We start from the raw sequence: 4,549 nt of genomic DNA on the forward strand, positions 1-4,549 counted from the left end.
CCGCTGCGTGGAGACTCTCCCTTGACCACCATCGTTTCAGTCCGCCGTCATGGCAAAGTCGTCATGGGCGGCGACGGCCAGGTTTCACTGGGCAACACCGTGATGAAAGGCAACGCGAAAAAAGTCCGCCGCCTGTATCACGGCGAGGTCATCGCCGGGTTCGCCGGCGCCACCGCCGACGCTTTCACCCTGTTCGAACGCTTCGAAGGCCAGCTTGAAAAACACCAGGGCCATCTGGTCCGCGCCGCTGTGGAGCTGGCCAAGGAATGGCGGACCGACCGCTCCCTGAGCCGCCTCGAAGCCATGCTCGCGGTCGCCAACAAGGACGCCTCGCTGATCATCACCGGCAACGGCGACGTCGTTGAGCCCGAGGATGGCTTGATCGCCATGGGTTCCGGCGGTGCCTACGCCCAGGCCGCGGCCAGCGCCCTGCTGAAAAAAACCGACCTGTCGGCCCGCGAGATCGTCGAGACCGCCTTGGGCATCGCCGGCGACATTTGTGTCTTCACCAACCACACCCAGACCATTGAGGAGCAGGACCTCGCCGAATAAGCCTGCCACCCGTGCACCGGCTCATTCTTGCTTGAGGACCGCCAATTATTATGTCCATGACTCCCCGCGAAATCGTCCACGAACTCAATCGCCATATCATCGGCCAGGACGATGCCAAGCGCGCCGTCGCCATCGCCCTGCGTAATCGCTGGCGCCGGATGCAGTTGCCCGAAGAGCTGCGCGTCGAAGTGACCCCCAAGAACATCCTGATGATCGGCCCGACCGGTGTCGGCAAGACCGAAATCGCCCGGCGCCTGGCCAAGCTCGCCAACGCACCGTTCATCAAGGTCGAAGCCACCAAGTTCACCGAAGTCGGCTATGTCGGCCGCGACGTCGAGTCGATCATCCGTGACCTGGCCGATGCCGCGATCAAGCTGCTGCGCGAACAGGAAATCACCAAGGTCCGCCACCGCGCCGAAGACGCCGCCGAAGAGCGCATCCTCGACGCCCTGCTGCCACCGGCGCGCATGGGCTTCAACGCCGACGCCGCCGCGACCCAGGATTCCAACACCCGCCAGCTGTTCCGCAAGCGCCTGCGCGAAGGCCAGCTGGACGACAAGGAAATCGAGATCGAAGTGGCCGAGATGGCCGGCGTCGACATTTCCGCGCCGCCGGGCATGGAAGAAATGACCAACCAGTTGCAAAGCCTGTTCGCCAACATGGGCAAGGGCAAGAAGAAAAGCCGCAAGCTCAAGGTCAAGGACGCGCTGAAGCTGGTGCGCGACGAAGAAGCCGGTCGCCTGGTCAACGAAGAGGAATTGAAGGCCAAGGCCCTGGAAGCGGTCGAGCAGCATGGCATCGTGTTCATCGACGAAATCGACAAGGTCGCCAAGCGTGGCAATGTCGGCGGCGCCGATGTGTCCCGCGAAGGTGTACAACGCGACCTGCTGCCGCTGATCGAAGGTTGCACGGTCAACACCAAGCTGGGCATGGTCAAGACCGACCACATCCTGTTCATCGCTTCCGGTGCGTTCCACCTGAGCAAACCGAGCGACCTGGTGCCGGAGCTGCAAGGCCGCCTGCCGATCCGCGTCGAACTCAAGGCGCTGACGCCGGAAGACTTCGAGCGCATCCTGAGCGAGCCCCACGCGTCCCTGACCGAACAGTACTGCGCGCTGCTCAAGACCGAAGGCCTGAGCATCGAGTTCACGCCAGAAGGCATCAAGCGCCTGGCCCAGATCGCCTGGCAGGTCAACGAGAAGACCGAGAACATCGGTGCCCGTCGCCTGCACACGCTGCTCGAGCGCTTGCTCGAGGAAGTGTCGTTCAGCGCCGGCGACCTGGCCAGCGCCCACAACGAAGCGCCGATCCTCATCGACGCCGAGTACGTCAACAGCCACCTGGGTGAATTGGCGCAGAACGAAGACCTGTCGCGGTATATCCTGTAACCCACCGACAGATTTCCCGGGACCTGTGGGAGCGAGCTTGCTCGCGATGGCGGCATCACATTCAACCCATGAGTTGACTGTCAAACCGCTATCGCGAGCAAGCTCGCTCCCACATGGACCGTGTCGCTTTTGCAGAAGGCATCCTTCCGAGACGGATCACAGGCCATGACCAAACTCCCCACCGCCATCAACCTGCACAAAGCCTCCAAGACCCTGACGCTCAAATACGCGCCGGACGAGGAGTACCACCTGCCGGCCGAATTCCTGCGGGTGCACTCGCCTTCCGCCGAGGTCCAGGGCCATGGCAAACCCATTCTGCAATACGGCAAGCTCAACGTTGCCCTGACCAAGGTCGAACCGGCCGGCCAGTACGCACTGAAACTGACCTTCGACGACGGCCACGACAGCGGATTGTTCACCTGGGACTATCTCTACCAGTTGGCGGTGCGCCAGCAGGATCTGTGGAACGATTATCTTGGCGAACTCAAGGCCGCCGGAAAAACCCGCGATCCGAACGCGTCCGTCGTCAAGCTGATGCTCTAGCTCAAGGGCTGGCGCTTTAGGGCGATTTTTCTAGACTCATCTGCTTGAATGCCCGCGCAGCAACGTCAATGACTGGCCTGCTTGCGAAAAAAATTAAACTCGGGTAACCAATGGAGCTGGCAAGTTCCCTGCAAAGGAACCGGCGAGTTCCTGGCATACGTTTCCTCATTGGCCCTCGATGCGGAATTAATGGTCACCCGAGCAGCGTACCTGGTATCGGATGTGTGGCTTCATGGCACCAACCGGGTACTCGTCTGAAGGACAATGGAGCGTCGTAGATGAGCAACAAGAACAACGATGACCTGAAGTACCAGGCCTCGGAAAACACCCTGGGGTTGAATCCCGTCGTCGGCTTGCGCAGGAAAGACCTGCTGGCCTCTGCCCGCATGGTGCTGAAGCAGGCCATCAGGCAACCGCTGCACAGCGTCAAGCATGTCGCCCATTTCAGCGTCGAACTCAAGAATGTCCTGTTCGGCAAATCCGAACTGCAACCGGCCGGCGACGACCGTCGCTTCGCCGACCCGGCGTGGAGCCAGAACCCGCTCTACAAACGCTACCTGCAAACCTACCTGGCGTGGCGCAAGGAGCTGCACGCCTGGATCGACGACAGCAGCCTCTCGCCCGCGGACATCAGTCGCGGGCATTTCGTGATCAACCTGATGACCGAAGCCATGGCCCCGACCAATTCGGCGGCCAACCCGGCGGCGGTCAAGCGCTTCTTCGAAACCGGCGGCAAGAGCCTGCTGGACGGCCTGTCCCACCTGGCCAAGGACCTGGTGCACAACGGCGGAATGCCGAGCCAGGTGAACATGGGCGCGTTCGAGGTCGGCAAGAGCCTGGGCGTGACCGAAGGCGCCGTGGTGTTTCGCAACGACGTGCTGGAGCTGATCCAGTACCGGCCCATCACCGAGCAGGTCCACGAGCGCCCCCTGCTGGTTGTACCGCCACAGATCAACAAGTTCTACGTATTCGACCTGAGCCCGGACAAGAGCCTGGCGCGCTTCTGCCTGCGCAGCAACGTGCAGACCTTCATCGTCAGCTGGCGCAACCCCACCAAGGAGCAACGCGAGTGGGGCCTGTCGACCTACATCGAGGCGCTCAAGGAAGCGGTGGATGTGGTCACGGCCATCACCGGCAGCAAGGACGTGAACATGCTCGGCGCCTGCTCGGGCGGCATCACCTGCACCGCGCTGCTGGGCCACTACGCCGCCCTCGGCGAGAAAAAGGTCAATGCCCTGACCTTGTTGGTGAGCGTGCTCGACACCACGCTGGACACCGACGTGGCGCTGTTCGTCGACGAACAGACCCTCGAAGCGGCCAAGCGCCACTCCTACCAGGCCGGCGTACTCGAAGGCCGCGACATGGCCAAGGTCTTCGCCTGGATGCGCCCCAACGACCTGATCTGGAACTACTGGGTCAACAACTACCTGTTGGGCAACGAACCGCCCGTGTTCGACATCCTGTTCTGGAACAACGACACCACACGGCTGCCGGCGGCGTTCCACGGCGACCTCATCGAAATGTTCAAGAACAATCCACTGATCCGCCCCAACGCACTGGAAGTGTGCGGCACCCCCATCGATCTCAAGCAGGTCACCGCCGACATCTTCTCCCTGGCCGGCACCAACGACCACATCACGCCGTGGAAGTCCTGCTACAAGTCGGCGCAGTTGTTTGGCGGCAAGGTGGAGTTCGTGCTGTCGAGCAGCGGCCATATCCAGAGCATCCTCAACCCGCCAGGCAACCCCAAGTCGCGCTACATGACCAGTGATGACATGCCGGCCAAGGCCGAAGACTGGCAGGAGAACTCAACCAAGCACACCGACTCCTGGTGGCTGCACTGGCAAGCCTGGCAGGCCGAGCGCTCGGGCAAACTGAAAAAAGCCCCGACCGTGCTGGGCAACAAGGCCTACCCGGCCGGTGAAGCGGCGCCCGGCACCTATGTGCATGAGCGGTAAGGGATGCAACTCGTCTGCTGCGGGGGTGGGCTTGCTCACGAATACATCCCGCCAGCCGACACTGAATGCAAGGCCCACAGCGCTGGCGAACATAAAATCCATGTTCAC

4 protein-coding genes are annotated in these 4,549 nt (G+C 61.9%); all 4 read left to right on the forward strand.

Annotated features, from left to right (window positions below; translation table 11 throughout):
- Positions 1–21 precede the first annotated feature (21 nt).
- The 4 genes from hslV (at position 22) to phaC (ending at position 4,441) form a co-directional block, all read left to right on the forward strand.
- On the forward strand, positions 22–552 hold the full coding sequence (gene hslV / locus J4E53_RS29830; protein ID WP_003196958.1) for an ATP-dependent protease subunit HslV: 531 nt from the start codon (positions 22–24) through the stop codon (positions 550–552).
- 50 nt (positions 553–602) lie between these two features.
- Entirely contained in the window at positions 603–1,940 is a 1,338-nt protein-coding gene (gene hslU, locus J4E53_RS29835; protein WP_060739566.1) for an ATP-dependent protease ATPase subunit HslU, read from the forward strand.
- Positions 1,941–2,105: 165 nt separating this feature from the next.
- A complete protein-coding gene (locus tag J4E53_RS29840) occupies positions 2,106–2,483 on the forward strand; it encodes a gamma-butyrobetaine hydroxylase-like domain-containing protein (protein WP_060739567.1) in 378 nt (125 codons plus the stop codon).
- Positions 2,484–2,761: 278 nt separating this feature from the next.
- Positions 2,762–4,441: a class II poly(R)-hydroxyalkanoic acid synthase gene (gene phaC / locus J4E53_RS29845; RefSeq protein WP_060739568.1), complete on the forward strand. Its 1,680-nt coding sequence runs from the start codon at positions 2,762–2,764 to the stop codon at positions 4,439–4,441.
- The last annotated feature ends 108 nt before the right edge of the window (positions 4,442–4,549 follow it).

Source organism: Pseudomonas sp. FW305-28 (genome assembly GCF_017351395.1).
Classification (GTDB): Bacteria; Pseudomonadota; Gammaproteobacteria; order Pseudomonadales; family Pseudomonadaceae; genus Aquipseudomonas; species Aquipseudomonas fluorescens_AA.